Source organism: Corynebacterium sp., assembly GCF_012838985.1.
In the GTDB taxonomy this organism is placed as follows: domain Bacteria; phylum Actinomycetota; class Actinomycetes; order Mycobacteriales; family Mycobacteriaceae; genus Corynebacterium.
Genome location: NZ_DUOE01000021.1, coordinates 1 through 2,965, shown reverse-complemented (window position 1 = coordinate 2,965; position 2,965 = coordinate 1). Strand labels below are relative to the sequence as shown.

Here is a 2,965-nt window from a genome sequence, read left to right as displayed (position 1 = left end):
GGCGGGTGCCTCGCCGGCGGGTGCCTCGCTGGTGGGTGCCTCGCTGGTGGGGGCGGGGTCGACCGTGGTGACCGTGTCCATGACCATCTCCCTACTGAACTGTTCTGTCTATTCCATTCACGTGCCGACGGCGGTTATCTGCCGCGGCAGCGCCCTGTCGAGGCGTCTGCAGGCGATTACAACAGACAGATCAGTTCATGGCAACGATCGCGCCGAGTGGACGTATCGCCATTCCACACCTTTGCCGACATCGAGCCTGTATGCAGGGTTTATATCCAATATTCATTCAGTGAATCGAATTCGGGGCGTCGATAGGCAACGCGGTCGACATGAATTGAAGTCGCACTTTTTCTTGCAAAATCCACCGACGGTGCTACTTTGCAGACCAGTCAGTCTAGGCAAACCGAAAGGACCCCATGAGCCTCCCCGCACTCCGCGTCGCCGTCATCGGTGCCGGCCCCGCCGGCATCTACGCCTCCGATCTCCTGGTCAAGAACGCCGCCGGCATCGGCCGCGAGATCCAGGTCGACCTCATCGAGAAGATGCCCGCCCCCTTCGGCCTCATCCGCTACGGCGTCGCCCCCGACCACCCGCGCATCAAGGGCATCATCACCTCCCTGCACCGCGTCCTCGACCGCCCGGAGATCCGCTTCCTCGGCAACATCGAGATCGGCCGCGACGTCACCGTCGCCGAGCTGCAGGAGCACTACGACGCCGTCGTCTTCGCCACCGGTGCCGTCGCCGACCGCGACCTCGACATCCCGGGCATCGACGCGGAAGGGTCCTTCGGTGCCGCCGACTTCGTCGGTTTCTACGACGGCAACCCGGACTTCCCCCGCACCTGGGACCTGTCCGCGCAGTCCGTGGCCGTCATCGGCGTCGGCAACGTCGGCCTGGATGTCGCCCGCGTCCTGGCGAAGACCGCCGAGGAGCTCAACGTCACCGAGATCCCCGACAACGTCTACGAGACCCTGCGCACCAACCAGGCCACCGAGGTCCACGTCTTCGGCCGTCGCGGCCCCGCCCAGGCGAAGTTCACGCCGCAGGAGCTCAAGGAGCTCGACCACTCCCCCACCGTCAACGTCGTCGTCGACCCGGAGGACATCGACTACGACGACGCCAGCATCGAGGCCCGCAGCGCCTCCAAGTCGCAGGACCTGGTGTGCCAGATCCTCGAGGGCTACGCGATCCGCGAACCGAAGGACGCCCCGCACACCCTGCAGATCCACCTCTTCGAGTCGCCCACCGAGATCCTCACCCGTGACGGCCGCGTCGTCGGACTGCGCACCGAACGCACCGAACTCGACGGCACCGGCCACGTCCGCGGCACCGGCACCTTCACCGACTGGCCCGTCCAGGCCGTCTACCGCGCCGTCGGCTACCGTTCCGAGCCCGTCGCCGACGTCCCGTTCAACCACGTCGAGCACGTCATCCCCAACGACGGTGGCCGCGTCCTCGACAACGCCGGCACCCCGGTCCCGGGCCTGTTCGCCACCGGCTGGATCAAGCGCGGCCCCATCGGCCTGATCGGCAACACCAAGTCCGACGCCAAGGAGACCACCGACCTCCTCCTCGCCGACGCCGCCGCCGGGCGCCTCTCCGCCCCGGTCCACTCCGCCGACGCCTTCCTCCAGCTTCTCGACGCCCGCGCCATCCCCGTCACCACCTGGGAAGGCTGGTACCGCCTCGACGCCGCCGAGCGCGCCCTCGGCGAGGCCTCCGGTGTCGAGGGCCGGGAGCGCAAGAAGATCGTCGAATGGGAGGAGATGGTCAGCCACGCACACATCACCCCGGCCTATGTGTGATTTCTCAGGCTCAGGGCCGGCAGCTGAGACTGGGCAGCGCTATGCCACGGGCCATGACACGCCGGGCCGGATAAAAATTCCTGACCCTGAGTCGATCTACCTGCGGTAACGGTCCGGTAGGCGAATTGTTACCGATCAGCAACCGCCCAAATTCATACCCACTAATGTGATCACTGTTACTCTCAAGAGTGGAAAGTACAACTGACAATTCTTAAGGAGAAACATCATGCGCGGTAGCGGACTCATCTGGACCATCGTCGGCATCCTGGCCATCATCGCCCTAGTCATCTGGATCATGTCGGCGATGTAATTCGCCCAGCATTAACCACCTGACTCCGAGACACGTGTCCCCGGACCCTCCACTGGAGGTGCCGGGGACACGTGCGTTCCGGGGTACTGATGCCCGGGGCGATCCTGGAACCGGTAGTTCTTCGGAGATGCCGGAAGTCGGATGTGTCTTCAGCTTGGAAGGCTGAGGTTTTGTCGGCCAGCCTCTGATACCGGGAGTATCTGGGCCGCGAGTTAAGCGGAAGCCGGCGGGGCTTCATCCCCGCAGTACAAAACGCCACCGGTTGCCCTGCGGATAAGCTCAGGCTCATCCCCGCTCACGCGGGGAGCACGGGAGTGACTTCCTCCGGGATGGTTTGGCCGCGGGCTCATCCCCGCTGACGCGGGGAGCACATATGTTCTCGAAGTTGCAGAACGGCGAACAGCGGCTCATCCCCGCTGACGCGGGGAGCACAAAGCACTCCGAGCACGCGACATCATCCGCGACGGCTCATCCCCGCTGACGCGGGGAGCACGGGACGATCAGGCAGATGGTCAACGAATTTGAGGGCTCATCCCCGCTGACGCGGGGAGCACTCGCTTTGGCGCGAAGTACGGGGGGTTGTCCCGGGCTCATCCCCGCTGACGCGGGGAGCACTCGGAACCGGGGCGTGCTTCACCTGCGCGGCGGGGCTCATCCCCGCTGACGCGGGGAGCACGTCAGTCCACTGTCCTAGACGTGCGCGCCTAAAGGCTCATCCCCGCTGACGCGGGGAGCACTGGGCACTACCCACCCGTCCCCTGAGGCCTACAGGCTCATCCCCGCTGACGCGGGGAGCACATCACCAGGCCAGGCTGCCAGCCGGGGCCGTGTGGCTCATCCCCGCTGACGC

The 2,965-nt window shown here is 65.6% G+C and carries 1 protein-coding gene and 1 CRISPR repeat array; the gene reads left to right on the top strand.

The window, feature by feature from the left end:
* The first annotated feature begins 416 nt into the window (after positions 1-416).
* On the top strand, positions 417-1,805 hold the full coding sequence (locus GXZ33_RS00960; RefSeq protein WP_291338997.1) for an FAD-dependent oxidoreductase: 1,389 nt from the start codon (positions 417-419) through the stop codon (positions 1,803-1,805).
* A 592-nt stretch (positions 1,806-2,397) separates the two neighbouring features.
* Positions 2,398-2,965: direct repeats of the CRISPR family, unit length 19 nt; unit sequence GGCTCATCCCCGCTGACGC.